Source organism: Micromonospora sp. LOL_014 (genome assembly GCF_048060245.1).
In the GTDB taxonomy this organism is placed as follows: domain Bacteria; phylum Actinomycetota; class Actinomycetes; order Mycobacteriales; family Micromonosporaceae; genus Micromonospora_E.
This window is the reverse complement of record NZ_JBHMIP010000036.1, coordinates 1-24,165: the sequence shown is the minus strand read 5'-3', so window position 1 is coordinate 24,165 and position 24,165 is coordinate 1. Positions and strand designations below refer to the sequence as shown.

22 protein-coding genes are annotated in these 24,165 nt (G+C 71.9%); 4 read left to right on the top strand and 18 right to left on the bottom strand.

The features are described 5' to 3' along the window. Positions 1–63 precede the first annotated feature (63 nt). Positions 64–624 (bottom strand): peptide deformylase, encoded by a 561-nt coding sequence (locus ACFHW1_RS25200; protein ID WP_416552021.1) that lies wholly within the window; start codon positions 622–624, stop codon positions 64–66. Beyond that, on the bottom strand, positions 621–1,133 hold the full coding sequence (locus tag ACFHW1_RS25195; RefSeq protein WP_416552022.1) for a glycine cleavage system protein R: 513 nt from the start codon (positions 1,131–1,133) through the stop codon (positions 621–623). The genes ACFHW1_RS25200 and ACFHW1_RS25195 overlap by 4 nt, the downstream gene beginning before the upstream one ends. Before the next feature lie 149 nt (positions 1,134–1,282). Between ACFHW1_RS25195 and ACFHW1_RS25190 the strand changes: the two genes are divergently transcribed. Continuing rightward, a complete protein-coding gene (locus ACFHW1_RS25190; protein WP_416552023.1) occupies positions 1,283–2,179 on the top strand; it encodes an A/G-specific adenine glycosylase in 897 nt (298 codons plus the stop codon). Positions 2,180–2,308: 129 nt separating this feature from the next. Here the strand turns inward: ACFHW1_RS25190 and ACFHW1_RS25185 are convergent, their stop codons facing one another. The 10 genes from ACFHW1_RS25185 to ACFHW1_RS25140 form a co-directional block, all read right to left on the bottom strand. After that, the gene (locus tag ACFHW1_RS25185) at positions 2,309–4,840 is read right to left on the bottom strand and encodes an ATP-dependent Clp protease ATP-binding subunit (RefSeq protein WP_416552024.1); all 2,532 of its coding nucleotides are present in this window, start codon (positions 4,838–4,840) and stop codon (positions 2,309–2,311) included. A 489-nt stretch (positions 4,841–5,329) separates the two neighbouring features. Further along, positions 5,330–5,680, bottom strand: coding sequence for a histone-like nucleoid-structuring protein Lsr2 (locus ACFHW1_RS25180; protein ID WP_123603817.1), 351 nt, complete (start codon positions 5,678–5,680; stop codon positions 5,330–5,332). A gap of 108 nt (positions 5,681–5,788) precedes the next feature. Continuing rightward, positions 5,789–7,306 (bottom strand): lysine--tRNA ligase, encoded by a 1,518-nt coding sequence (lysS, locus tag ACFHW1_RS25175; RefSeq protein ID WP_416616266.1) that lies wholly within the window; start codon positions 7,304–7,306, stop codon positions 5,789–5,791. 107 nt (positions 7,307–7,413) lie between these two features. Beyond that, on the bottom strand, positions 7,414–8,172 hold the full coding sequence (locus tag ACFHW1_RS25170; protein WP_278172014.1) for a type III pantothenate kinase: 759 nt from the start codon (positions 8,170–8,172) through the stop codon (positions 7,414–7,416). Positions 8,173–8,188: 16 nt separating this feature from the next. Then, complete coding sequence (gene nadC, locus ACFHW1_RS25165; RefSeq protein WP_416616265.1) at positions 8,189–9,118, bottom strand: carboxylating nicotinate-nucleotide diphosphorylase; 930 nt, start codon at positions 9,116–9,118, stop codon at positions 8,189–8,191. Beyond that, positions 9,103–10,797 (bottom strand): L-aspartate oxidase, encoded by a 1,695-nt coding sequence (locus ACFHW1_RS25160; protein WP_416552027.1) that lies wholly within the window; start codon positions 10,795–10,797, stop codon positions 9,103–9,105. The genes nadC and ACFHW1_RS25160 overlap by 16 nt, the downstream gene beginning before the upstream one ends. A gap of 106 nt (positions 10,798–10,903) precedes the next feature. After that, entirely contained in the window at positions 10,904–11,809 is a 906-nt protein-coding gene (locus ACFHW1_RS25155; protein WP_416567935.1) for a septum formation family protein, read from the bottom strand. Between the two features lie 179 nt (positions 11,810–11,988). Further along, a complete protein-coding gene (panD, locus tag ACFHW1_RS25150; RefSeq protein ID WP_416552029.1) occupies positions 11,989–12,435 on the bottom strand; it encodes an aspartate 1-decarboxylase in 447 nt (148 codons plus the stop codon). Continuing rightward, positions 12,435–13,340 (bottom strand): pantoate--beta-alanine ligase, encoded by a 906-nt coding sequence (panC, locus tag ACFHW1_RS25145; RefSeq protein ID WP_416552030.1) that lies wholly within the window; start codon positions 13,338–13,340, stop codon positions 12,435–12,437. Before panC ends, panD begins: the two co-directional genes overlap by 1 nt. Before the next feature lie 5 nt (positions 13,341–13,345). Continuing rightward, positions 13,346–14,302, bottom strand: coding sequence for a Rossmann-like and DUF2520 domain-containing protein (locus tag ACFHW1_RS25140; RefSeq protein ID WP_416552031.1), 957 nt, complete (start codon positions 14,300–14,302; stop codon positions 13,346–13,348). Positions 14,303–14,418: 116 nt separating this feature from the next. Between ACFHW1_RS25140 and ACFHW1_RS25135 the strand changes: the two genes are divergently transcribed. Both ACFHW1_RS25135 and ACFHW1_RS25130 read left to right on the top strand, forming a co-directional pair. Further along, positions 14,419–15,450, top strand: coding sequence for an SAM-dependent methyltransferase (locus ACFHW1_RS25135; RefSeq protein WP_416552096.1), 1,032 nt, complete (start codon positions 14,419–14,421; stop codon positions 15,448–15,450). A gap of 140 nt (positions 15,451–15,590) precedes the next feature. After that, positions 15,591–16,781 (top strand): NADH-quinone oxidoreductase subunit D, encoded by a 1,191-nt coding sequence (locus ACFHW1_RS25130; RefSeq protein WP_416552032.1) that lies wholly within the window; start codon positions 15,591–15,593, stop codon positions 16,779–16,781. A gap of 7 nt (positions 16,782–16,788) precedes the next feature. Here ACFHW1_RS25130 and ACFHW1_RS25125 read toward each other — a convergent pair whose 3' ends face one another. From ACFHW1_RS25125 to ACFHW1_RS25110, 4 genes are all read right to left on the bottom strand, one after another. Beyond that, on the bottom strand, positions 16,789–18,429 hold the full coding sequence (locus ACFHW1_RS25125) for a hypothetical protein (protein WP_416567933.1): 1,641 nt from the start codon (positions 18,427–18,429) through the stop codon (positions 16,789–16,791). 113 nt (positions 18,430–18,542) lie between these two features. Continuing rightward, positions 18,543–19,547, bottom strand: coding sequence for a glycine betaine ABC transporter substrate-binding protein (locus ACFHW1_RS25120; protein ID WP_416552034.1), 1,005 nt, complete (start codon positions 19,545–19,547; stop codon positions 18,543–18,545). A gap of 238 nt (positions 19,548–19,785) precedes the next feature. Continuing rightward, on the bottom strand, positions 19,786–20,526 hold the full coding sequence (locus tag ACFHW1_RS25115; protein WP_416552035.1) for an ABC transporter permease: 741 nt from the start codon (positions 20,524–20,526) through the stop codon (positions 19,786–19,788). Then, positions 20,523–21,215 (bottom strand): ABC transporter permease, encoded by a 693-nt coding sequence (locus tag ACFHW1_RS25110; RefSeq protein WP_416552036.1) that lies wholly within the window; start codon positions 21,213–21,215, stop codon positions 20,523–20,525. The genes ACFHW1_RS25115 and ACFHW1_RS25110 overlap by 4 nt, the downstream gene beginning before the upstream one ends. Positions 21,216–21,217: 2 nt before the next feature. Between ACFHW1_RS25110 and ACFHW1_RS25105 the strand changes: the two genes are divergently transcribed. Then, complete coding sequence (locus ACFHW1_RS25105; protein WP_416552037.1) at positions 21,218–22,207, top strand: ABC transporter ATP-binding protein; 990 nt, start codon at positions 21,218–21,220, stop codon at positions 22,205–22,207. A gap of 21 nt (positions 22,208–22,228) precedes the next feature. Here ACFHW1_RS25105 and ACFHW1_RS25100 read toward each other — a convergent pair whose 3' ends face one another. Next, complete coding sequence (locus ACFHW1_RS25100) at positions 22,229–22,549, bottom strand: hypothetical protein (protein ID WP_416552038.1); 321 nt, start codon at positions 22,547–22,549, stop codon at positions 22,229–22,231. A gap of 100 nt (positions 22,550–22,649) precedes the next feature. Then, positions 22,650–24,165 (bottom strand): hypothetical protein (locus ACFHW1_RS25095; RefSeq protein WP_416616263.1); only part of this gene is annotated, 1,516 nt, incomplete at its 5' end.

Sequence of the window (24,165 nt, the reverse complement as noted above, 5' to 3'; positions counted from 1 at the left end):
GGCACACCGTATCGGCAAGACCGGACCGATCGGCCGCGACGCGCCGAGGCCCGGGGCACCCGGTCAGAGATATGTCTTACGGGGGAAGACGGCGTGCGCCCCGGCCACCCGGTCCAGGAACAGCAGACCGGCACAGTGGTCGATCTCGTGCTGGGCGGCCCGCGCCTCGAACCCGTCGGTGACCAGGCGTACCGGCTCACCGGTGCCGGGCAGTTGCGCCTCCACCACGACCCGGGTGGCCCGTTTGACATCACCGGTGAGATCCGGCACCGACATGCAGCCCTCCCGGCCCGGCCGCCATCTGGTGGCCTCGAGTAGCCGGGCATTGCACAGGACGAATGTGCCGTGCCCGGTGACCGTCTTCGGGTGCCCGGTCACGTCGACGGCGAAAACCTGCGCGCTGATCCCGATCTGCGGTGCGGCCAGGCCGACACAGCCGGGCGAGACCCGCATCGTGGCGACCAGGTCGGCGGCGACCTGGACCGTCCAGGCAGCGCACGGGTCCACCGCCTCACCGGCCCGGCTGAGCACCTGGTCGGGCGCGGCGACCACCGGAACCACCCGCCCCGGTACGCCGAGTACCGTCTCGGTCCAGTCGGCCAGGGTACGGCTGACCGTGCTCACAGCACGTCCGAATCGACCGGCCGGAGGGTCACCTCGACGTCGAGCGCCCGAGCCGTCTCGGACAGTCGCCGGCCGACCTCGGCCGCCGTACCGGTGGGCAGCTCGACCTCGGCGACCAGCACGTAGAGCGGGCCGGTGAGCCGGGTGGTCAGGTCGGTGACGTTGCCGCCTGCCTCGGCGACCACCCGGGTCACCGCCGCGACGATGCCCAGCCGATCGGCGCCGTGCACGCTGAGCAGATGCGGTTCGCCACCCGCCGGCTGCTGACCATCCGCCGGAACCGGCCGTACGGTGGCCAGCAGTTGGCCGTCGGCGGTGAGCGGCCGCAGTGCCTGTTGCACCGCGGCCTCGGCCGGACCGGCGCAGACCAGGGTCATCGCGAAGTGGCCGCGCAGCCGGGTCATCGTCGAGTCGGTCAGGTTGGCGCTGACGCCGGCCAGCACCTCCGCGACGTCCGCGACGATGCCGGGCCGGTCGCGCCCGATCACGGTGATCGCGAGTTCGTTCATGCCAGCAGTCTGCCCGACCGGGTGCCGGCCCGACCGGGCGGCCCGGTACCCGGGCCCCGTCCGGGGACGGGAACAGGAACGGCCTGGGGCGGGGACGGGAACGGCCTGGGGCGGAGCCGGCAACGTGGCATGGCAGGATCGGCGGCGCCATGCGTGACGTGAGTTTCGCCGACACGGCGATCGAGTGGTTCGACGACAACGCCCGTGACCTGCCCTGGCGGGAGCCGGGGGTTGGTGCCTGGGCGATCCTGGTGAGCGAGGTGATGCTGCAGCAGACTCCGGTGGTCCGGGTGCTGCCGGCGTGGCGCACCTGGCTGGACCGATGGCCGGACCCGCCAGCGCTGGCCGCCGACTCGCCGGCTGAGGCGATCCGGATGTGGAACCGGCTCGGCTACCCGCGTCGCGCGTTGCGGCTGCATGAGTGCGCCACGGTGCTGACCGAGCGGTACGACGGCAAGGTGCCGACCGGTCTGGACGAGTTGCTGGCGCTGCCAGGAGTCGGCACCTACACCGCCCGAGCGGTCGCCGCGTTCGCCTACGGTCAGCGGCACCCGGTGGTGGACACCAATGTCCGGCGGTTCGTGGCGCGGGCGGTCGACGGGGCGGCCGACGCCGGGCCGGCGACCCGACCGGCCGATCTCGTTGCCACCGCCGCGTTGCTGCCGGCCGAGCCGGCTCGGGCGGCCCGGGCCAGCGCCGCGTTCATGGAGCTGGGTGCGGTGGTCTGCGTGGCTCGGACACCGCGCTGCGAGGTGTGCCCGATGGCCGGCCGCTGCGCGTGGCGGGCGGCCGGCCGGCCGGTACCGAGCGGGCCGACCCGCCGACCACAGCGGTACGCCGGCACCGATCGGCAGGTCCGTGGCCTGCTGCTGGCGGTGCTGCGAGAGGCGATTGGGCCGGTGCCGCAGCAGCGGCTGGACGTGGTGTGGGGCGACGATCTGCAGCGCCGTCGGGCCCTGGCCAGCCTGATCGAGGACGGTCTGGTGGAGCCGGTGGCCCGCGACGGCGCGCCGCCGACCGGGTACACGCTGGCCGGTCAGGGCTGACGGCCTCCGGGCTGACGGCGGCCCGACCGGGCTGGACGGCTTTCCGGGGCTGACGACTGGCGCAGCCAACGCAGTGCGGCACCGGCGGCGCGCGCCGCCGGTGCCGCACTGCTCAATCGGCTGCCGGTCTTACTCGTCCGCGCCGGCCGCCGCGGCACCGCCGAGGTCGGCGGGAACCGCGTCCGGTACGGCGACCGGCCGGTCGGCGCCCTGGAAGACGAGCTTGGACTTGTCGATGTCGTCCGGATCACCCTCGCAGTCGATGACCACGATCTGACCCGGCTTGAGCTCGTTGAACAGAATCCGCTCCGACAGGTTGTCCTCGATGTCGCGCTGGATGGTCCGGCGCAGCGGCCGGGCCCCCAGCACCGGGTCGAAGCCCTTGTTCGCCAGGTACTTCTTGGCGTTGTCGGTGAGCTCCATGCTCATGTCCTTGTTCCGCAGCTGGGTCTCGATCCGGGAGATCATGATGTCCACGATCGACAGGATCTCGGTCGGGTTCAGCTGGTGGAACACGATGGTGTCGTCGATCCGGTTGAGGAACTCCGGCCGGAAGTGCTGCTTCAGCTCGTCGTTGACCTTCTGCTTCATCCGGTCGTAGTTCGAGTCGTTGTCCTCCGACGCCTGGAAGCCCAGCGACACCGCCTTGGCCACGTCCCGGGTGCCCAGGTTCGTGGTCAGGATGATCACGGTGTTCTTGAAGTCGACGATCCGACCCTGGCCGTCGGTGAGCCGCCCGTCCTCCAGGATCTGCAGCAACGTGTTGAACACGTCCGGGTGGGCCTTCTCGATCTCGTCGAACAGCACCACCGAGAACGGCCGACGCCGGACCTTCTCGGTCAGCTGGCCGCCCTCGTCGTAGCCGACGTACCCGGGCGGGGCACCGACCAGCCGGGACACCGTGTACCGGTCGTGGAACTCGGACATGTCCAGCTGGATCAGCGCGTCCTCGCTGCCGAACAGGAACTCGGCGAGCGCCTTGGACAGCTCGGTCTTACCGACACCGGACGGGCCGGCGAAGATGAACGAGCCGGACGGCCGCTTCGGGTCCTTCAGGCCGGCCCGGGTCCGCCGGATCGCCTTCGACACCGCCCGGACCGCGTCGGACTGGCCGACGACCCGCTTGTGCAGCTCGTCCTCCATGCGCAGCAGCCGGGAGGTCTCCTCCTCGGTCAACTTGTAGACCGGGATACCGGTCCAGTTGCCGAGCACCTCGGCAATCTGCTCGTCGTCGACCTCGCTGACCACGTCGAGGTCGCCGGCCTTCCACTCCTTCTCCCGCTGCGCCTTCTGGCCGAGCAGCTGCTTCTCCTTGTCCCGCAGCTGCGCGGCCCGCTCGAAGTCCTGCGCGTCGATCGCGGACTCCTTGTCGCGACGCACCTGGGCGATCCGCTCGTCGAAGTCACGCAGGTCCGGCGGCGCGGTCATCCGGCGAATCCGCATCCGGGCACCGGCCTCGTCGATCAGGTCGATCGCCTTGTCCGGCAGGAACCGGTCGGAGATGTACCGGTCGGCCAGCGTCGCGGCGGCGACCAGGGCGGCGTCGGTGATGCTCACCCGGTGGTGCGCCTCGTACCGGTCCCGCAGGCCCTTGAGGATCTCGATGGTGTGGGCCAGCGACGGCTCACCCACCTGAATCGGCTGGAACCGGCGCTCCAGCGCGGCGTCCTTCTCCAGGTGCTTGCGGTACTCGTCGAGGGTGGTCGCCCCGATGGTCTGCAGCTCACCGCGGGCCAGCATCGGCTTGAGGATACTCGCCGCGTCGATCGCGCCCTCGGCCGCGCCAGCGCCGACCAGGGTGTGAATCTCGTCGATGAACAGGATGATGTCGCCCCGGGTGCGGATCTCCTTGAGCACCTTCTTCAGACGCTCCTCGAAGTCACCGCGGTAGCGGGAGCCGGCGACCAGCGCACCGAGGTCGAGGGTGTAGAGCTGCTTGTCCTTCAGCGTCTCGGGCACCTCGCCCTTGATGATCTTTTGAGACAGGCCCTCCACCACAGCCGTCTTGCCGACCCCGGGCTCACCGATCAGCACCGGGTTGTTCTTGGTACGGCGGGAGAGCACCTGCATCACCCGCTCGATCTCCTTCTCCCGGCCGATCACCGGGTCGAGCTTGCCCTCCCGGGCCGCCTGGGTCAGGTTACGACCGAACTGGTCCAGCACCAGGCTGGTCGACGGGGCGGCCTCGCCCGCCGCCGCGCCCGCCGCCGCCGGCTCCTTGCCCTGGTAGCCCGACAGCAGCTGGATGACCTGCTGGCGGACCCGGTTGAGGTCGGCGCCGAGCTTGACCAGCACCTGGGCGGCGACGCCCTCGCCCTCGCGGATCAGGCCGAGCAGGATGTGCTCCGTGCCGATGTAGTTGTGGCCGAGCTGCAGCGCCTCCCGCAGCGACAGCTCCAACACCTTCTTGGCCCGCGGCGTGAACGGGATGTGCCCGCTCGGCGCCTGCTGACCCTGGCCGATGATCTCCTCGACCTGTTGACGCACACCTTCCAGCGAGATGCCCAGGCTCTCCAGGGCCTTCGCCGCCACGCCCTCACCCTCGTGGATGAGGCCGAGCAGGATGTGCTCCGTGCCGATGTAGTTGTGGTTGAGCATCCGGGCTTCTTCCTGAGCCAGGACGACAACCCGTCGCGCTCGGTCGGTGAACCGCTCGAACATGCCCTCGTGCTCCTCACGTGCCGTGCGCCAGTGGTCTTGGCGGGCCAGCGCACGAGCCTCCAGGCGGAAGCTCGTGCCATCACTCTATCGCCGTGGGCCGACTCCGCTCCTGCCGTGTCGGGCCGGAGCAGGGGCGATCCGCAACGTTTACCCCAACTGTGCCGGGTCGCTGGCTGTTCCCCGAGGCTTCGGCGCTACGCGGTGAGCGAAATCCGCTCGGTCCGGTGACCGGGCGCGGCGTCGGCTCACCGGGACGCGCCGTCCGTACCGCCACCGCCCGACCGGTTGTCCACAGGCTTGTGGACAACCGGCGCACAGACTGTGGACAACCTGCCACGCTCTGGCTAGGGCAGTATCGCCGCAGGATTGTGCCGCAACCGCCAAACTCGCTCAAAAAGGTACACGAGGTACGGATGGGACATCCGTACCTCGTGTCACTGGCTCCGACCGGCCGACGAGGGCTGGTCGGCAGCGGCACACCTGGGACGATCAGCGCCCGGCTTTGGCGTGGTACTCGTCCACGATCTCCTGCGGGATGCGCCCGCGGTCGGAGATCTCCTTGCCTTCCTTCTTCGCCCAGGCCCGGATCGCCCGGTTCTGCTCACGGTCGGCGGCGGCACCGCCCCGACCCCGCGCGGCCCGACCACCTACGACCACGCCACCGCGGCCGATCTTGGTACCAGCAGCCACGTACGGAGCGAAAACCTGCCGCAATTTGTCCGCGTTCTTCTCCGAGAGGTCGATCTCGTACTGGACGCCGTCGAGGGCGAACTTGACGGTCTCGTCGGCGTCTCCGCCGTCCAGATCGTCGACCAGCTTGTGAATGATCTGCTTGGCCACAGGCCGTTGTCCTTCCGAGCACGTTCTCCCGCAATCAAGAGCACAATAGCCCGAAAGATGCGCCAGCCGTCAATAGGACGCGCAAACTCCCCGAAAAAATCTGGCCGACTACTCTGGACGGACCAGAGGGAAGAGGATGGTTTCGCGAATACCCAGGCCGGTCAGGGCCATGAGCAACCGGTCGATTCCCATTCCCATGCCCCCGACCGGCGGCATTCCGTACTCCATGGCCCGGAGGAAGTCCTCGTCGAGGCGCATCGCCTCCGGGTCACCGCCGGCGGCCAGCCGCGCCTGAGCCACCAGCCGCTCCCGCTGCACCACCGGGTCGACCAACTCGCTGTACGCGGTCGCCAGCTCGACCCCGCGCACGTAGAGGTCCCACTTCTCGGCCAGCTCCGGCTCGGCGCGGTGCGCCCGGGTCAGCGGGCTGGTCTCCACCGGGTAGTCCCGCACGAAGGTCGGCTGGAGCAGAGTCGGCACGACCAATTCCTCGAAGAGTTCCTCCGCCAGCTTGCCCAGACCCCACTTCGGGTCCACAGCTACATCGAACTTCTCGGCGTAACGCAGCAACTGCGCTCGGTCGGTCCGTACAGTGACTTCCTCACCGAGAGCTTCCGACAACACTCCGTACAGAGTCACCGTACGCCACTGGCCGCCAAGGTCAAACTCCGACCCGTCGGCATGGGTGACCACATGTGACCCACTGATCGCACTCGCGCACTCCTGGACCAGATCCTGGGTCAGCCGCGCCATGGTGTCGTAGTCCCCGTACGCCTCGTAGGTCTCCAACATGGCGAACTCGGGCGAGTGCGAGGAGTCAACCCCCTCATTGCGGAAGTTGCGGTTGATTTCGAACACCCGGTCGATGCCGCCGACCACACAGCGCTTGAGGAATAGCTCAGGAGCGATTCGCAGATACAGATCAACATCAAGAGCGTTGCTGTGCGTAACGAACGGCCGGGCCGCCGCGCCGCCATGGAGCACCTGCAGCATCGGCGTCTCCACCTCGGTGAAGCCCCGCTGGTGGAACGAGTCGCGCAGGGTACGCAGCACTGTCGCCCGGGTCCGCACGGTCCGGCGCGCCTCCGGGCGGACGATCAGGTCGACGTACCGCTGCCGGACCCGGGCCTCCTCGCTCAACGGCCGGTGCGCCACCGGCAGCGGACGCAGCGCCTTGGCGGTGATCTGCCACGAATCGGCGAGCACCGAGAGCTCACCCCGGCGGCTGGTGATCACCTCGCCGGCCACCCCCACGTGGTCGCCGATGTCGACCAGCCGCTTCCAGTCCTCCAGCCGCTCGGCACCGACCCGGTCCCGGGACAGCATTACCTGCAACTCGGTCCCGTCACCCTCACGCAGAGTGGCAAAACAGAGCTTGCCGGTGTTCCGGACGAAGATCACCCGGCCGGTGACCGCCGCCTGCTCGCCGGTGGCGGTGTCGGTCGGCAGGTCGCCGAAGCGCTCCCGCAGCTGCGCCAGCGAGGTGGTCCGGGGGAACCCGACCGGATAGGGCTCCGTGCCCTGGGCCAGCAGCCGGTCCCGCTTCTCCCGGCGCACCCGCATCTGCTCGGGCAGATCCGCTGCGGAATTGTCGGGTACGGTCACGTGCTCGGTCACGGTGGGCATCCTCAACACAGGGGGTACGGACAACGGTGCGACCTCGTGGTCACGGTCCGGCCACGAGCGTACTCAACCAAGGTTCTGTGACGCAGCTGACAAGGCCGCGACGGGGATCAGGTGTTCCGCTCGTACACCATCCGCAGGCCGATAAGGGTGATCATCGGTTCGTGGTGGGTGATGGTGCGACACTCACCGATCACCACCGGGGCCAGTCCACCCGTCGCGATAACCGCGCTGAGCTGCCCCAACTCTGCCGCCATCCGCTCCACGATGCGGTCCACCTGGCCGGCGAAACCGAAGTACATGCCGGACTGCAGGCACTCTACGGTGTTCTTACCAATCACCGACCGGGGCCGGGTCGGCTCGACCTTGCGCAGCTGGGCGGCGCGGGCCGACAACGCGTCGAAGGATATCTCGATGCCGGGAGCGAACGCCCCGCCGAGGAACTCACCCCGGGCGCTGATCACGTCGAAGTTGGTGGTAGTGCCGAAGTCGACGACAATCGACGGGCCACCATACAAGGTGTGCGCGGCGAGCGTATTGACCACCCGGTCCGAGCCGACCTCCTTGGGGTTGTCGATCGCCAACTGCACCCCGGTCCGCACCCCCGGCTCCACGATCACGCTGGGAATGTCGCCGTAGTAGCGGCCGAGCATCGTCCGCAACGAACGCAACGCCGCCGGTACGGTCGAGCAGGCAGCCACCCCGGTGAGCTCCACCGAGTCCCCGGCGAGCAGCCCGCGGAACATCAGGCCGAGCTCATCGGCGGTCGACCGGGCGTCGGTCTTGATCCGCCACGAGTGCACCAGCTTGTCCCCGTTGAACGTGGCCAGCACCGTATTGGTGTTACCGATGTCGATGCACAGCAGCATGTCGTCCCCTCGACGGTCAACCGGCGCGTCGGCCGGCACCGGCCGACGCGCCAGCACCGGCCGGTCGCAGATCCAACGCGATGTCCATGATCGGCGAAGAGTGGGTCAACGCCCCGACCGACAGGTAGTCCACCCCGGTTCGCGCGTACCGGACCGCATTGGCCAGGGTCAACCCGCCGGTGGCCTCCACCTCGACCCGGTCACCCACCTCGGCGACGACCGCGCACAGCAGCTCCGGCGACATGTTGTCGCAGAGCAGGAACGACGCCCCGGCCTCGACCGCCTCGACCGCTTCGGCCAATGTGGTCACCTCGACCTCCACCGGTACGCCGGGAAAGGCCTCGCGCACCCGGCGGTACGCGGCGCCCACCCCGCCAGCGGCCAGCTTGTGGTTGTCCTTGACCATCGCCACGTCGTACAGACCCATCCGCTTGTTGCCACCACCGCCGACCCGGACCGCGTACTTCTCCAGCAGCCGCAGCCCGGGGGTGGTCTTGCGGGTGTCCAGCACGGTCGCCTTCGACCCGGCGAGGGCGTCCGCCCAGGCCCGGGTGTGGGTGGCCACCCCGGAGAGCCGGCTGATCAGGTTGAGCGCGGTCCGCTCGCCGGTGAGCAGGGTACGGACCGGGCCGGTCAACGTGGCCAGCACCGTACCGGCCGGTACCCGGTCACCGTCGCAGCGGTGCAGCCGCACCTCGACCGGCGTGCCTGCCGACGGCACCGCGTCGAACACGGCGGCGACCAGCGGCAGACCGGCCACCACCCCGGCGGAGCGGGCCACCAGTTCGGCCGTGCCGAACTGCCCCGGGTCGATGATGGCCGCCGACGTCACGTCCAGCCGGTCCGGGCCGAGATCCTCGGCCAACGCGGTGGCCACCACCCGGTGGACAACGTCCGGGTCCAGACCGCAGGCCCGCGACGCGGCGACGGTCACCTCGCTACGCATGACGGCTCCCAGGTGAGAGTGGGCTGCCCGACCGGGCCGAGCGCGCTGATGAGATGCCCCAGCCAACTCTCGGCCGCCGACGGGAAATCGTCACGCCAGTGACAACCCCGGGTCTCCTGCCGGGCGTACGCCGCCGCCACCAACGCGGTGGCGACGGTGACCAGGTTAGTCGCCTCCCATCCGGCGGTGCCCGGCGTGCCCCGGCCACCGGCGAGCCGGCGCAGCTCGGCGGCGGTGCCGTCGAGCGTCGCGGCGGAACGTAGCACCCCGGCGCCCCGGCTCATCGCCCGTTGCAGCGGCTGCCGGGCCTGCTCCGGCAGCAACCAGCCGTCGGCCTGGTCAGCCACCCGGCCGGCGCCGGCCGGCTCCAGCTGCGGCGGCGGGTCGCGGGTGATGTCCCGGGCGATCCGCCGGGCGAAGACCAGGCCCTCCAGCAGCGAGTTGCTGGCCAGCCGGTTGGCGCCGTGCACCCCGGTGCAGGCCACCTCGCCGCAGGCGTACAGGCCGGGAATGGTGGTGCGGCCGTGCAGATCGGTGCGGACGCCGCCGGACGCGTAGTGGGCGGCCGGTGCCACCGGGATCAGCTCCTCGGCGGGGTCGATCCCGATGGCCCGGCAGGAGGCCACGATCGTCGGGAAGCGCCGGGCCAGGAACTCGCCGCCCAGATGTCGGGCATCGAGCTGCACGTGGTCGACGTCGACCGCCGACATCACCCGGTGGATGCCCTTGGCGACCACGTCGCGCGGTGCCAGCTCGGCGAGCTCGTGCCGGCCGAGCATGAACCGCTTGCCGTCTGGGTCGAGCAGCAGCGCGCCCTCGCCGCGCAGCGCCTCGGACACCAGCGGCTGCTGGCCGCTGCCGCCGGCGGCGCCCGGCACCACCAGGGCCGTCGGATGGAACTGGACGAACTCCAGGTCGGCCACTGCCGCGCCGGCCCGCAGCGCCAGCGCCACCCCGTCGCCGGTGGAGACCGCCGGATTGGTGGTGGTGGCGAAGATCTGCCCCATCCCGCCGGTGGCCAGCACCACGGCGCGGGCCACGATCGCGCCCACCCCGTCCGGGGAGCCCTCGCCGAGCACGTGCAGCGTGACCCCGCAGGCCCGGGCCGGCTCCCCGTCGGCGGCCGGCGCGGCGCGCAGCAGGTCGACCACCAGGGCGTGCTCGACCAGCCGGATCCACGGGTCCCGACGGACCGCAGCGTGCAACGCCCGCTGCACCTCGGCGCCGGTGGCGTCACCGCCGGCATGCACGATCCGGTTGGCCCGGTGACCGCCCTCCCGGGTGAGCAGCAGCACACCGTCGGCGTCCCGGTCGAACTCGGCGCCGACCCGGATCAGCTCCCGGATCCTGGCCGGTCCCTCCTCGACCAGCACCCGGACCGCATCCGGGTCGCAGAGCCCCACGCCGGCCGTCTCGGTGTCCTGTGCGTGCGCGGCCGGGGTGTCCAGCGGGTCCAGCACAGCGGCGATCCCGCCCTGCGCCCACCGGGTCGACCCGTCGTCGATGTTGACCTTCGTCACGACGGTGACGTGCAGCCCGGCTTCCCGCAGATAGAGCGCGGCAGTCAGACCGGCGATACCGGAGCCGACGACCACCACGTCAGTGGTCTCCACCCAGCCGGGGTCCGGCGCGGCGAGCCGGCCGGGCAGCTCGGGCAGGTCCGGGATACGCAGTCGCATGGGCAGAGTCAACCGCGTCGGCCCCGGTGGCGGGCAGCCGGGGCGGACGGATGTGTGCCGGTGCACCCGGGTGGGCGCCAGGCGGCGGCCGACATGAGGTCGGTCACTACTCGTACTGGATGGGCAGGCCCTCGGTGCCGGCGTCCTTGAGTGACCGCTCGACGTTGCGTTCGTCGAGCCACAGGTAGCAGCGGACGCCCCGGTTGCCGGCCGCCCACTCGGCGGCACCGCCCGGCAGCGAGATCACCCCGGTCCGGAACTGCAGGTTGCCGTCGAGCGGTACGTCCGCGTACCGGCCGATCACCTTGCGGCACTCGGTGTGGAACTGGGCCCAGTCCCGGTCCTGGGTCGGATACTCGATGTCCGGTGCCTGCCAGACCCCGGCGAACTCTGCGTTGTGCGGCTCGTCGCACTCCGCGGCCGGCATGGTGTCGATCGCGCCGTTGTCGTCGTTGCGGACCGCGTAGCAGGTCAGGTGCAGCGGCGACGGCTCGGCCAGCGCGTCCCGCAGGCTCGCGGTGCGCGACGCCGTACCGCCGTTGTCCTCGACGTCGGTCACCTCGGTGACGTCGCAGCGGAACCAGCGGGCGCCGCCTTCCCAGGCTGCCGGGGACGGCACCGCCACCCCCACCCAGAGCCGGCCGAGCCGCCAGTCGGCACCGACGAACTCGCTGGTCGCGGAGTCGCACTCGGCGTACGCGACGCGGATTTCGGGCGAACCCTGCGCCGGCGGCGCGGTCGCCTCCGCCGCCTCGGCGCCGAACGTGCCGACGTGGACCGTCTCCACCCGGTGCGGGGCCGCGCAGTCGACCGGGCTGTACGACGACAGGTAGGCGGTCTCGGCGAAGTCCCCCGGGTGGCAGACCTCGGCCGGCGGCACGAACGGGCTCGGTTCGGGAATCGGCTGCCAGCTGTTGGTCAGCTCACCGTCCACCCCGGCGGGCAGGCCACACCCGGTCAGGCCGAGCGCAAGCGCTCCACCGACCGCGACAGCGGCGGTCCATCGGCGCATCGAGTCCCTCCCACGGGCTGGCTGGCAGGCGGTCCGGACCGCCGAGCATACGACGCCTTCGGGTGACCGTACGGTCACCGCCCGACTTCCGGTCGACGGCTGCCCACCCGGCCGGGGCGTCGGTCCGCCCCGCCGTGGCGGCACTACCACGCTAAGGCCTACCGGCAACCATCACCACGCTAAGGCCTGCCGGCGACCACCGGCCAGTCGACGGCGGTGTCGCCGCGGACCGGGTCGCCGACCACCCCGGCGGGTGCCCCGGCCGGGTCGGCGTCGAGCTGGATCACCCGGTTGGCGGCGTCGACGTGCACCACCCGGGGCTGGTATACGCGGGCCTCGGCGTCGGTGAACTGCCCGTACGCGATCAGGATCACCAGATCGCCGGGATGCACCAGGTGGGCTGCCGCCCCGTTGATGCCGATCACCCCGCTACCCCGGGCCCCCTCGATGACGTACGTCTCCAGCCGGGCACCGTTTGTCACGTCGACGATCGCCACCTGCTCTCCGGGCAGCAGGTCGGCGGCGTCCAGCAGGTCGGCGTCGACGGTGACCGAACCGACGTAGTGCAGATCGGCCTGGGTCACCGTGGCCCGGTGGATCTTGGACTTGAGCATGGTGCGCAGCATCAGGATCCTTCCGATCGGGAGCCGGTCAGCTCCACCGGGGCGTTGTCGATCAACCGGGTGTCACCGACCCGGGCGGCGATCAGCAGCCGGGCCGGACCGGGCACCGCCGGCCCCAGCTCGGGGTCGGTCAGCGCCAGGTAGTCGAGCTCGGCGACACCGCCGGTGTGCCGGTCGAAGGCGGCCCGGCCGGCGGCCAGCACCTCGTCGGCCAAAGCGCCCGCGGCGGCCGCCGCCGCGCCGGCCCGCAGTGCGCCGGCCAGCCCCAGCGCCACCTGCCGCTGCCGGGGCGACAGGTAACGGTTGCGGCTGGACCGGGCCAGCCCGTCCGGCTCACGGACGGTCGGCACGCCGACGATGGTCACCGGCAGATCCAGGTCGCGCACCATCCGCCGGACCAGGGTGAGCTGCTGGTAGTCCTTCTCACCGAAGAAGGCCAGGTCGGGTCGGGTGATCTGGAGCAGCTTCAGCACCACGGTGAGCACGCCGTGGAAGAAGCCCGGGCGGCTCGCCCCCTCCAGAATCTCCCCCACCGGCCCGGGGTTGACCCGAACCTGCGGCGCACCGTCCGGGTAGACCTCGGCCCGGCCCGGCGCGAAGACCGCCCGGACCCCGGCCCGCCGGCACACCTCCAGGTCGTCGTCGATGGTGCGGGGGTACCGGTCGAAGTCCTCGGTCGGCCCGAACTGCAGCGGGTTGACGAAGATCGTGGCGATCACCTGGTCGGCGCGGGCCGCCGCCGCACGCAGCAGGGCGGCGTGCCCGTCGTGCAGGGCGCCCATCGTCATCACCACCGCCACCGAGCCGGACCAGCCGGCGCGCAGCGCGGCGAGTTCGGCGCGGGTCCAGACGACCTGCAGCCCGGCCGGCGCGGTCGGGGTGGTCGGCGCGGCCGAGGCCTGGCTCATCGCACTCATCGGACCCGCTCCCGACGTCGGCCCGACGTGGCGGCCGGCTCCCGACCGGCCAGCACGTCGAGCAGCGGCACCGCGGCGGCGGCCGGCAGCCGGCCGGCGGCGATCGCCCGGTCGGCGGTACGCCGGGCCAACGCCAGATAGCTGGGCAGGCTCTCCGCAGCGGTCTCGGCCAGCCGGTCCAGGTGCCGGGCCACGGTGCCGGCGTCGCCGCGCGACACCGGCCCGGTCAGCGCGGCGTCGCCGTGCGCCAGGGCGTTGTCCAGGGCGGCGCGCAGCAGCGGCGCGAGCACCCGGGCAGGGTCGGTGACCCCGGCGTCGCGCAGCCGGTCGCCGGCCTCGTTGACCAGGGTGACCAGATGGTTCGCGCCGTGTGCCAGGGCGGCGTGGTAGAGCACCCGGTCCGTCTCGGCGACCCACTCGACGGTGCCGCCCAGCGCCGCCACCAGGCGGGTGGCCAACGGCCGCAGCGGCCGGACGGCGGTCACCCCGTAGCTGATCCCCGGCAGCCGGTCCAGGTCACCGCGCTCGCCGGTGAAGGTCATCGCCGGGTGCATCGCCAGCGGGGCGGCGCCGGTCGCCGCAGCCGGGGCCAGCACGGCGAGACCGTGCGACCCCGAGGTGTGTGCCACGACCTGGCCGGACCGCAGCGCGCCGGCCGTCACCAGGTCGGTCACCACGGTCGGCAGCACGTCGTCGGGCACCGCGAGGATCAGCAGCTCGGCGGCGTCGGCGACGTCGGCCGCCGGCCGGGGCTCGACGCCGGGCAGCAGCCGACGGATCCGGTCCCGGCTGGCCGTGCTGGCGCCGGAGACCGCGGTGATTCGATGGCCGGCGGCGGTCAGGGCGGCGGCGAGCACCGCGCCGACCCGACCGGCGCCCACGACCCCGACAGCAGGGCCGGTCACCCGGGCGGCGGGAACCTCCACCGTCGTCGGGCGCGCCGATGCGCTCATGATGTGATCCAGTCCTCGAAACGGGGGTACCGGTCGATGCCAGTATGCGCCGGGGCAACGGGCCGGAAACAACGGTGTGTGAAAACCTTCACCCGCTGGTCTAGGGTGGCCCGGTGCTGACCTGGCGGGACGCCATCTCCACCGCGCTGTACGGGCCGGAGGGCTTCTATGTGACCGGCAGCACCCCGGTGCCCGCAGCGCACTTCTCGACCAGCGCGCAGACCGGTACGCCGTTCGCCCGGGCGGTGCTGCGGCTGCTGGGTCAGGTCGACCGCCTGCTCGGCCACCCGGACCCGGTCGACCTGGTCGACGTCGGAGCCGGCGGCGGTGAGCTGCTCGGCGCCGTGCACCGGCTACTCACCGACCTGCCGGGCGCCTTCGCAGACACGCCCGGAACGCTCGCCGACCGGATCCGGTTGACCGGCGTCGACCCGGCACCCCGGCCGGCCGGCCTGCCCGAACCGGTCCAATGGCGGGCCGCACCGCCGACGCGAACCACCGGGCTGCTCGTCGCCACCGAGTGGCTGGACAACGTACCGCTCGATCTGGCCGTTCGCGACGGTGACCGGCTCCGCTGTCTGCTGGTCGACCCGGCAACCGGCCGGCAGCACCCCGGCGGGGAACTCGGAGCCGCCGACTCCGCCTGGCTGGCCCGCTGGTGGCCGCCGCTGCCGGACGGGGCGCAGGCTGAGATCGGTCGACCCCGCGACGAGGCCTGGGCCGCGGCGGTACGGACCCTGCGCCGGGGCGTCGCCGTGGCGGTCGACTACGGCCACCGGTACGCCGACCGCCCGGTCACCGGCACCCTGGCCGGTTTCCGGGCCGGCCGTACGGTGGCCCCGGTCCCCGACGGCTCCTGCGACCTCACCGCCCACGTGGCGATCGACGCGGTCGCCGCCGCCGGATCGGCGGCCGCTGGCGGGGCCGGCCACCTGCTGTGCCAGCAACGGGACGCGCTGCACCGACTCGGGGTGCACGGCCGCCGACCGCCGCTGGCCCTGGCCGGCACCGACCCGCGTGGCTACGTGGCCGCGCTGGCCGCCGCCGGCACCGCCGCTGAACTCACCGACCCGGATGGGCTGGGCGGGCACTGGTGGCTGGTCCAACCCGTCGGGCTGGCCGTCGATGTCGAATCCCTGCTGGCCTGACAACCGAGTCCCGTCTGAGGTGGCAGGCCCGGCAGGAGGGCAGGCCCGGCAGGAGGGCAGGCCCGGCGGGAGGGCAGGCCCGGCAGGAGGGCAGGCCCGGCGCCGCCGCTGACCGCGCGGCGGGGAGCCGGCGTGCGACGATGGCCGGCATGGACACCGACACCGGTTCGCTGCCCCCGGCCGGGTCGGCCGACGGACTCCGCCAGCTGACCGTCGGCACCGGCGCCGGGCTGGACACCGCCGACATGGTGCTCAACATCGGCCCGCAGCACCCGTCCACGCACGGCGTACTCCGGCTCAAGCTGGTCCTCGACGGCGAGCGGGTGGTCTCCTGCGAGCCGGTGATCGGCTACATGCACCGTGGCGCCGAGAAACTGTTCGAGGTCCGCGACTACCGGCAGATCATCATGCTGGCCAACCGGCACGACTGGCTGTCCGCGTTCGCCAACGAGCTGGGTGTGGCGCTCGCCGTTGAACGGATGATGGGCATCGAGGTGCCGGAGCGGGCCACCTGGCTGCGGACCGCGCTGGCCGAACTGAACCGGGTGCTCAACCACTTGATGTTCCTCGGCTCGTATCCACTGGAGATCGGCGCGCTCACCCCGGTGTTCTACTCGTTCCGGGAGCGGGAGACGCTGCAGGCCGTGCTGGAGGAGGTCTCCGGCGGACGGATGCACTACATGTTCAACCGGGTGGGCGGCCTCAAGGAGGAGGTGCCGGCCGGCTGGACCCGCCGGGCCCGGGAGGCGATCGGCCAGGTCGAGGCCCGGATGCCCGACCTGGACCGGCTGATTCGGCGCAACGAGATCTTCCTCGCCCGTACGGTCGGGGTCGGGGTGCTCGACGCGGCGACGGCCGCGGCGTTCGGCGCCTCCGGACCGGTCGCCCGGGCCAGCGGGCTGGACCTGGACCTGCGTCGCGACGAGCCGTACCTCGCCTACGGCGAGCTGGACGTGCCGGTGGTCACCCGCCGGGCCGGCGACTGCCACGCCCGGTTCGAGGTGCTGCTCGACCAGGTGTACGCCTCACTCGACCTGGCCCGCCGCTGTCTGGACCGGGTCGACCAGCTGAGCGGGCCGGTCAACGTACGGTTGCCGAAGGTGGTCAAGGCACCCGAGGGCCACACCTACGCGTGGACCGAGAACCCGCTCGGGGTCAACGGCTACTACCTCGTCTCCCGGGGGGAGAAGACCCCGTGGCGGCTCAAGCTGCGGACTGCCTCCTACGCCAACGTGCAGGCGTTGGCGACGCTGATCCCCGGCAGCCTGGTGCCGGATCTGGTGGCAATCCTCGGTTCGATGTTCTTCGTGGTCGGCGACATCGACAAGTGACGCCGGCCTACCGCCAGCGGCGGTCGTCGGGGAAGTCGACGTCGTCACGGTAGCGGCCGCGGCCGTCGTCGTCACGGTACCGCCGGCCACCGTCGTCCGGGTCCCGGTAGCGCCGGCCCGGGGCACCGTCGTCGTAGTCGCGGTACCGGCGGCCCGGCTCGTCGTCGTAGTCGCGGTACCGGCGGCCGGCGGTGCCCTCCTCCGCGTACCGGCGGGGCGGTTCGTCGTCGCGGTAGCGCCGGCCGGACGCGTCGTCGCGGTAGCGCCGGCCCGGATCCGCCGGTTCGTCGTCCCGGTACCGGCGGGGCGGTTCCTCGTCGCGGAACCGCCGACCGACGTCGTCCTCGTCGTCCCGGTACCGGCGACTGCGCCGGACCGGCTCGTCGTCGAGTGGATCGCGGGCCGGCGACGACCAGGCTGGAGGCGACTCGGCGCCGCTGCCGGCCGGCAACGCCGGCAGCGCCGCACGCCGGCCGGTCCCGCTGATCCCCGGGCCGTCCGGCGGCGGGTCGGCCATCCGCTGGTCCCACCGGGCGTCCCGCCACGGCGGCTCGTCCGCAACCCGGTCACCGCCCGGCCCCGGCAGGTCACCCCGGTCCTGCGGGTACCGGCCGTTACGGGCACCGACTCCGGACCGGGCCGGCGGGTAGTCGTCGTCGCGGGCCGGCTGCCACCGCTCGGCCGGCGACCCGGTGCTGAAGCCGTCGGCCCGCCCGACGTCCCACCGGTCGACGGGTCGGTCGCCGTACCGTTGCTCGCCGCTGTCGTCCCGGCCGCCGCTCCACGACCAGCGCTCCTCCGGCTGGTCGCGCAGCCGACGTTCGGCCCACGACTCCTCGTCCGGCTCGGCGGAACGCCGCCCACGGGTCGCCGGTGCGGACCACTCACCGTCAATGGACTCGCCGCCCCGGCCGCCGTACCGGGTCCCGCCGTACACCGTGCCGGCGGGTTCGTCGTCGGCCCGTGGGTCGACAACGTGCCGGGTGCTCACCTGGACGGTCTCCGGCTGCCGAACGACGCCGTTCGGCCCCTGCTGGCGGGGCAGTACGGTGCCGCTGACCGCCGGGACCGAGGCGCGACCGGCCTGGCCGCCGGATGAGTACTGGCTGCCGGAGCCGTACTGGCCGCCGTAGCCAGCAGCCCCGGTCGGGCCGGAGGCCGGCACTGCCGCCGGTACGGCGGACGCCGGAGCAGCCTGATCGAACCGGTCGTAGCCGGCGCGGTCACCGCCCGGCTTTTCCCGGGCCGGTTCACTGCGGGCGATCTCGGCACGGACCACGTCCAGCTGGCCACTAAGCGCCTCGACGTCGTCCTGAACCACCTGCATCTTTTCGCCGAAGGCGCGGTGCGTCGCCCGGACGGCGGTGGAAATGTCGTTGCGCACGTCCTCGCGGAGCACATCCATTTCCTCGACGAGCGCATCCTCCATGTCGGCGCGCATAGTTTCCACACCGCCACGCAAGGTGATTGACAATCCGATCAACACCACCGACGCGATAGCGATCACCATCGCCAGTCGCAACGAGCCGTCGCCGTCGCCGAGTAACAGCAAAAGCGCAGCCAGCGGCGCCAGGCCCAGGCCACCCCAGGTAAGCCACTTGAGCGGAACCGTGCGGCGCGGCTCCTCTTCGGCCTCGGGAGCGGACATGGCTGTGGAGCCTACCGACAACTACAGATCAACGGAACGGGTACCGCCTGCTGTCCGAGAAGGTAGGCTCCACAGCCCGGGTGGCCGGCGAAAGCCCGCGCCGGCCAGGAAAATCAGCCGGTCGCCAACGCCCCGTCCGACGAGAACACCAGACCCACACTGATCTCGCCGGTGGTCAACGCGGTCTTGGTCTGCGGCCCACCGGCGTCGAGGGAGCTGAACTCGCCGGCCCGGAAGTCGTACACCTCGACCAGCCCTTCCTGGCACTTGGGACGCTGCGGGCACTCCGGCGGACCGCCCAGGACGGTCGCCGTACCGGAGCATTTCTCCGCCAGGTCGGAAAGCGTACGAACGCCGTACTCGTCGGCGAAGGCACTGGTCACCGCGAACGCGTTCTGGTCCTGTGCCGCGGACGGCTCGCCGAAGACGATGCCGACCTGCTCGCCGACCTCGCGGAGCCCGGTCATCGTCTCGTCCAGGTCCGGCGACGAGATCGCTGGGGCGTTCTCCCCCGCGACCTTGTTGTTGATGAAGTCCGCCATGGTGGCCGCGTACTCCGGCACCACCTGAATCTCCCCGGTCTCCAGCGCCGGCTCGTACAGCTCACGGTTGCCGATCTGCTGCACGGTGACGTCGTAACCCGCCGCCGTCAGCACGATCCGGTACAACTCGCCCAGGGTCTCGCTCTCACTGAAGTTGGCCGCGCCGACGATCAACTCACCGCCCGGTCCGGTCTCGATACCGTCGGTCAGGGCCTCGGCGGCGGCGAACTCCTCGGCCGCGGCCTGCGGCGTCTGCCGGTCGACGTCGACCGCCCGGTTGAGCCCGATCAGCTTCTCGGTGTCCAACGCGGCCGACACCCTGTTCAGGGCGGCGACGACCTGCGGCGATGCCGCGTCGGCGTTGACCGCCGGCACGATGTTGTCGGTGTTCTGCAGCTTTTTGTCGTCAGTCAGCACCACTAGCTGGTCTCCGGCTACCGGTGCGCAGCCAGCACCGGACGCGCCGGCATCCGGCGCCTCGGTGCCGGAAGACCCCGCCTCGCCACATGCGGCGAGGAACCCCGCCGCGGTGAGCGCGCCGACCGCGCTCAGGGCGATACGTGTCCGTGCATGCATGATTGCCCGCCTCCTGTGTCCCGGCGCGACCCCATCGGGCCGGCCGCGTGTCCGACGGGCGCGGCACATGCCCGCGCGAGCGTGCTGCGGGCAGCACGGCAGCCGCGACGGGGCCCCGGCCCGTGCCGGCATGCCGTCACCCGTTCCCTCTACCGAACATCCTCAACGTAGGGTCCGACAACAGATGAAGATCGGTTGTCACCGGATCGTCATCCGGCCCAAACGGAAAGCGACGCGCTCAACCCGAACCGACCGCGCTGGCCTGCTCGTTCGCCCGCCGGCCGGGCCGGCGCAGCGGCCGCGGAGTGAACGCCCGTTCGAGCACCGCCAGCAGCCCTTCGGTGATCAGCGCCAGGGTCGCCACCAACAGACCGCCGGCGAGGATCTGGCCGCCGCCGATCGAGATGCCCAACCCGAAGCCCGCGCTGATGATCTGCCCGAGACCTCCGCCGTTGACGAACGCCGCCAGCGCCGCCGTCGCCACCACCTGCACCGCCGCGGTCCGGAACCCGGCCGCCAGGTACGGCACCGCGAGCGGCAACTCGACCCGGCGCAGCACCTGCCAGCCGGACAGCCCCATCCCCCGAGCTGCCTCCCGCACCTGCGGATCGACCTGCCGGATCCCGGTGAACGCGTTGGCCAGCAGCGGCGGTACGGCGAACACCGCCAACGCCAGGATCACCGGCGGCTTACCGAACCCCAGGAAGGTCAACGGCAGAATGGACAGCAGGGCGATGGTCGGCACCGCCAGGGTCAGGTTCGACACCAGCACCACCAGGCCGCCGCCCCGGCCGATGTGCCCGAGCCACAGTCCGACCGGCCAGGCCACCAGGCAGCCGACCGCGACCGCGGCGGCCGAGATGGTCAGGTGCTCACCGAGGCGGTCCAGCACCCCACCCGGGTTGGTCCAGTTGAGCGGGTCGTTGAGCCAGGTCACCGCCTGCTCGATCGGGTTCGCCGCCACGGTCCGCCGGCTCACGGGGCGACCCGCCGGGCCCAGGGCGTCAGCAGCCGACCGGCACCCGCCAGGAGCAGGTCGAGCAGCAGGGCCAGCGCCACGCTCAGCAGCGTACCGGTGAGGATCTGGGCCTTGTAGAAGTTGTTCCGGAAGCCACTGAAGATCAGATCACCGAGGCCGCCGTAGCCGATCAGCGAGCCGATGGTGACCAGCGCGACCGTGGAGACCGTGGCCAGCCGCAAGCCGGTCATGATGCCGGGCAGTGCCAACGGCAGTTCGATGCGCAGCAGCCGACCGAACCGGCCGTACCCCATCCCGTCGGCCGCCTCGATGGTCGCCGCCGGCACCTGACTCAGCCCGGCCAGCGAGTTGCGCACGACCAGCAGCAACGCGTACAGCACCAGGGCGATCAGCACCGACGCGGGATTTGTCGCACCCACGTAGGGTGCGACGAAGGCGAGCAGCGCCAGCGACGGGATGGTGTAGAGCACGCCGGTGAGGGCGAGGATCGGCCCGGTCAGCGACCGGAACCAGTACGCGACCACCGCCAGCGGCACCGCCAGCAGCGCGGCGATCAGCACCGCCTGTACCGTCAGGGCGACATGTTCGGTCAACGCGGCGACGATCGTCGACCAGTTGTCCTGGATGTACTGACCGGAGAACCACGGGTTACCCGGGTCAGCCCGGCCGGCGAGCAGGTGGAAGGACACAGGTGGACGGTACCGTGCGGGACACCGACGCCGACGGCGCGGCAGCGATCACCTTGACCGACATCGGCAAGCGGTTCCCGGACGGGACACGCGCCGTACAGAGCCTCTCCCTGGAGATCCCCGCCGGCCAGTTGGTGGTGCTGATCGGCCCGTCCGGCTGCGGCAAGTCCACCGTGCTCCGGATGATCAACAGGCTGATCGAGCCGACCACCGGGCGGATCATGCTCGGCGACGAGGACGTCACCCAGGTCGACCCGGTACTGCTGCGCCGCCGGATCGGGTACGTGATCCAGCACGTGGGGCTCTTCCCGCACCAGACCATCCGGGCCAACGTCGGCACGGTCCCCCGGCTGCTCGGCTGGCAGCGGGACCGGATCCGGCGCCGCGCCGACGAACTACTCGACCTGGTCGGGCTGGAACCGGGCCGGTACGGCAAGCGCTACCCGCACGAACTGTCCGGCGGACAACGCCAGCGGGTCGGCGTCGCCCGGGCGCTTGCCGCCGACCCGGTCGTTCTGCTGATGGACGAGCCGTTCTCCGCGGTCGACCCGATCGCCCGCGGCCGGCTGCAGGAGGAGTTCCTCCGGCTGCAGGCCGAGGTACGCAAGACAATCGTGCTGGTCACCCACGACCTGGACGAGGCGGTACGGCTGGGCGACCGGATCGCCGTACTGTCCGAAGGCGGCCGGCTGGAGCAGTACGCGGCACCGGCCGAACTACTCGGCGGGCCGGCGACCCCGTTCGTGACCGAGTTCGTCGGCGCCGACCGGGCGATCCGCCGGCTCGCGGTCACCCCGGTGAGCCGCGAACTGCTCGACGACGAACCGGCGGACCCGGTTCCGGCCGGGCTGCCCACCCTCGCTTTGGGTACCTCGCTCTACGACGCGCTGGCCCGGTTGCTGGTCACCGGCGCGGAGCACGCCCGGGTGGTCGACGACGCCGACCAGCCGATCGGCGTGGTGAGCCGACGCCGGATCCTCGACGCCAGCTGACCCGATGCCGGCTGACCTGCGTCAGCTCCGCTGCCCGGGCCTTAGCAGGTAGTCGATGAACGCTGCCCGTAGCAACGGCTCCGACTCGCCGTACTCGTGGCCGGTGAACTCCCGCCACAGCGCCACCGCGTCCTCGACGGTCGGGCCGATCGAGTTCGGCGCGCCGTCCAGCTCACTGGCGTCGTCGGCCCGGGACAGCCGCTGAGTTATCGACCAGAAGAAGCCCAGGTCCTTACGCTGCCGGGCCAGCTCGAACGCCTGCTCCCGCAACTGCTCGGTGGAGAGCTGATCGAGCTCCTCGAAGGTCGGCGTGGCGTGGTTCGCGGCCGGCGATTCGGTCATGCCCGCGAGCCTAACCCGCCGGCCCGTCGCTGGCTCGGCAGCTAGCGGGCTTGTCGGCGGGTCAGGCAGGCCGGCGGCAGGCCAGGCGAGCCGGCGTGGGTCAGCGACTCTCGGTGCCCCAGTGGCCGTCGGCGCCCCAGTTGTCGCTGGTGTCCCAGTTGTCGCTGGTGTCCCAGCGGTCCCGGGCCGGCGCCGGCTGGGCGGGCAGGGAGGCCGACCAGGACTGCTGGCCGCCGGTTGGCGGGTCGGATGGCCACCCGGCCTCGGCCCGGGCCGGCTCCGACCAGTCCGCCAGCTGACCGTCGTAGTAGACCGGCTCGGGTTCACCAGTCGACTCGCCTGCGGTCTGCTCGGCTTCCTGGGCCTCGTCGGCGTCGTCGACCGACGTCGACCGTGGCCGGCCGAACGTCTCCACCAGACGGGTCACCGCCAGCCCGACCACCACCGCGACGGCACCGGTGGCGTACAGCGCGATGTCGAGGTCGCGCAGCTCTGCGTACCTGATGAAGAGGGTCAGGCCGATCACCGCCAACACGGACCCGAAGACACCGCCCCGGCGGCCGAATACGCTGGTCCCGCCGAGCAGCGCCGCACCGATCGCCACCGCCGTCCACTCCAGCCCCACCGACGGGCTGACCGGGCCGTTGCCGACGGCGGCCAGCAGCACCCCGCCGACCACCGCGAAGACCATCGACAGGATCAGCGCACCGCTGGTGACCAGCGCGGCGACGCCGCCCCGCCGATCGGCCGGATCGGCAACCGGGCGGAACCGCCCGACCCCCCGCCGGATCGACTTGATCGTGCCGAGGGATCCACCGAGCAACGCCAGCACGACGAAGCCGCCGAAGAGCACGAACGCCTGGCCGGTCGGGTCGAAGGCACCCTGCAGGTCGACCGGGCCGGACCGCTGCTGGATGAAGACGACCGCCACGCAGGCGGCGACCAGACTGCCCGCCCAACCGGACACCTGCAGGCCGGTGACCAGCAGCGCCGTCCCCGCGCCGAGCACCACCGCCCAGATGGTGCCGGTGACCAGCACCGGCACCACGCCGTTGTCGCCGTTCTCGGCGAAGTGCAGCGCGGCGGCCACCGCCACCGGTCCGATGGCCAGGTTCGGCGCCCCGGCGCGCAGCGTGATCCCGGCGGCGAGCGCGAACAGGCCGAGCCCGGTCGCGTAGACCAGCAGCGGATCGCGGGTGCCGGCGCTGGTGAGGCCCGGGTCGACCTGGTAGAGGAGATAGCCGATCCCACCGACCGCCAGCAGCAGGATCAGTTCCCAGACGAGGTGCACGCCGAGTCGGTCCCGGCCGCGTTCGCCGTGGTAGGGGTCGTCGAAGACGTCGTCGAGCGCGGTGGACGTCAGGCGACGGCGGCTGTGCCGGGTGGTAGAGGAGCCATGCGTGGGCCGGTCCGCGGCAGCGGGCGAGTTCCCGGTCGCGGCAAAGTCCGCAGTGGTGGAGCGTCCGGTGGTGGAGAAGTCCGCAACGGTGGAGAAGGAGCTCGTCGAGTGGCCGGCCGGGCCGCGCCGACCGGGCTCGGCCGCCGGATACCGCGCGTCGCCGTAGCGGGTGTCGCCGTAGCGGGTGTCGCCGTAGCGGGTGTCGCCGTAGCGGGTG